The sequence below is a fragment of the Methanohalobium sp. genome, from assembly GCF_018609725.1.
Lineage (GTDB): Archaea > Halobacteriota > Methanosarcinia > Methanosarcinales > Methanosarcinaceae > Methanohalobium.
In genome coordinates, this window is record NZ_JAHENT010000156.1 from 1 (window position 1) to 3,190 (window position 3,190).

Genomic DNA, 3,190 nt, shown 5'->3' on the forward strand with positions numbered 1-3,190 from the left:
GATTGTTATACTACTGACCCGTCTGCGTATGGTGCTGACGGTAGTGGGGGTGCGGGCCCTTCTGCTGGTAAAGGTGCCGGAATTGCCAATAGTAAGGATAAAGAGTCATTATTAAACATTATCAACACCATTATAACCAATAATTACATAAACAAAGCTGACGGTACACAAAAACAAAATGACTGTTATGGAAATTTTGATTCAGAAGGAAGCAATATTGTTATGGATACAACCAATTCTTATGGATGGATATCATCTGATAAAATAGGAGTTAATCCGCATTTAGATTCTTTAAATGATAATGGTGGTCCTACTCCTACTTTGGCCATACCTGGCAAAAGCAATCCGGCTAATGGAACTGCCGCATTGACGAATGCTACATTGGATATCCCTGAATATGACCAGAGGCAGATTAAAAGACAAAACCCTCCGGCCGGTTACGATATTGGAGCTTATGAATTAGTGAGCACAACCATTACTTTTACTATTAACGATGCAGTTAACAATCCCCTTGAAAATGCTTCTATACATATTAACGACACCAGTATAACCACCAATCAAAATGGGGAGGGAATTATAGCTTTTGAGGATTATAATACTAGCATTCAGAATTATACAATCAATAAAAATGGTTTTGCGGATACTTCCTCTTCAATAGACTTGTCTAATGGAGATACCACGCTTAACATCGTGTTAACGGATACAAGTAAACCTTCCTTCACGGTTCATGATACCAGTGTTTATCTTAATCATACAGGGAAGGTAAATATACCGGAAGAAAGCATTATTTCTAATATTTCAGACAATGTGCAAGTAGACACATTGTATCTCTCCCGCAATGATTTTGGATGTAATGATGCAGGTAAAACAATAACGACAGATGCTATTGCAAAAGACCAAAACGGCAATACGACCCAAAAGGAAGTCACAATAACTATTAAAGATACCATTATACCTGAATTAAGTACAACTGATATTACCTTACCTCTGGATAGTAATGGCGTCGGGGCTATCACTGCAAGTCAGCTAATAACTAATGCAGATGATAATTGTCTTGCCTCGCTGGATACTGCATTAAGCGGGAAAACAACATATTCATGTTCAGACATTGATTCCTCTTATGCAATCAATATAAAAGTTACAGATAATGTTGACAGTTCTGTGACAAAAGTTGCTCATGTAGCTATTGAGGATACAATTTCACCAAAATTTGTTAGTAATGACTTGACTATCTATTTAGACAGTAATGGGCACTCTTCAATTGAAAAAAATAATGTGGTGCATAACGTTAATGATAATTGCGGTATAAAGGATACAACAATAAGTCAGAATGATTTTTCATGCATGGATACCGGAAATTTCACTATTAATGTTGGTATAACTGATCAATCCGGAAATAGTACTGAAAAGACAACTACTTTAGAAATTAAAGATACGATTGAACCTCAACTTAATGTAAAAGACACAAGTGTTATACTTGATGAAAATGGTATAGCTTCGATTAAACCTTCTGATGTGATTATTCATACTTCTGATAACTGTGGTATAGTGGATACTACCATTAGTAAACCGAATTTTTCATGCATGGATACCGGAACCGTTAGTGTGAGTATAAATATAACTGACAAAACGGGAAATACAACAAGTAGGGACATAAATGTTAGAGTCAAAGATACAATCAAACCCGGTCTGAATGTAGAAAATACAAGTGTTACACTTGATGAAAGCGGTAAAGCTTCAGTTAAACCTTCTGATATAATCATGAATGCTGCTGACAACTGTACAATTACAGATACCACTATTAGCCAAACAAATTTTACATGTGTGGACAAAGGAAATGTTGATGTAGAAATTACCGTTTCCGATGCAAGCGGCAATTATAATACCAGGATAGCTACTGTTACGGTTAGAGAGGATATATCTCCACAATTAACCGTAAAAAACACTACTGTTACACTTGGCAGTAATGGTGAAGCTTCAATCACCCCATCAGACCTGATAGAAAATTTATCAGACAATTGTAGCATTTCAGATACACTGATCAGTCAAAGTAATTTTAATGATGATGATGTAGGAGATAATCCCGTTGATATAACTGTTATTGATGTTAATAATAATTCTGCTAAAAAAACTGCAGTGGTTACAGTTAGTGAGTTGGTTGGATTTAATAACAAAGTTTCAAGAAATGCTAATTCTATTTATCCAAATCCTTTTAAAACTGAAACCCATATTGAATATTCTATAAAAACGAAAAGTTATGTTAACATATCAATCTACAGCTTGACAGGTGTAAAAATTGAGGAACTGGTAAATAAAAATCAGTCTCCAGGCACCTATAAAGCCGAATTTGCTACTGAATCATCCGGTATTTATATTGTTAAAATAAAGATTGATGGGGCAGAAATTAACAGAAAAATTATTAAACAATAATGCATAGAGCCGCAAAACACTGACATGCCATAGCGGGTTGCTTTTATGGCCGCTATGGCTAATTGTTAGTGGTAGTGTTTAGTTTAAAAAGTGTATATTAGATTGAAAACAGGCAATTTTATTATATTTGCGGGTGTATGCAGCAAAGCTACGAACATATGACCAAGGAGCAACTGCTGGATCGTGTTCAAACGCTGTAGGAATCTTACAATCACTTAGAATCCAATTATAAGCATACCCAACAGGAAAAAGTCGGCAACTGAGTCACATGTATCAGGATGTACTGCCCAAAAGTCCGTTGGGTACGGGCCTTATATTATACCATTCCTCGCTGGGATAGTTTACTGGCCTATCTCTACGATGGCATGCTGGAAATTGATAACAATAGGGTTGAAAATGCGATACGTCCCAATGCATGAGGCCGGAAGAACTACCTTTTTGCTGGCTCGCATAGTGGAGCCCGGCGAGCAGCCATGTTCTATTCCTTCTTCGGAACCTGCAAGTATCATGGAGTAAATCCCTGGAAATGGTTAAAACGCGTTCCGGAAATGATCCCCGATTATCCGGCCAACCAACCGGACGAGCTCCTACCCCGGAATCTGAAGATTGACTCAAAATTTACCCTGAATTTTTTATCCTTTTCCAGGGGGAAGTTGCTCGGATGGATACGTCCTATAAAAAGGGAATACTTTACCTTACCTAACTCAACGACTCAATAAATCAACAAATAAACGGTTCAACGACTCAACAATAAATATAA

The 3,190-nt window shown here is 36.8% G+C and carries 1 protein-coding gene and 1 pseudogene; both read left to right on the forward strand.

Features of this window, described 5'->3' with window-relative positions:
• Nucleotides 1-2,430: T9SS type A sorting domain-containing protein (locus tag QZ276_RS10570; protein ID WP_292487830.1), on the forward strand; the 2,430-nt coding region annotated here is incomplete at its 5' end.
• 274 nt (nt 2,431-2,704) lie between these two features.
• Nucleotides 2,705-3,149 (forward strand): annotated as a pseudogene (locus QZ276_RS11575) (transposase); the annotation flags it as partial.
• Nucleotides 3,150-3,190 lie beyond the last annotated feature (41 nt).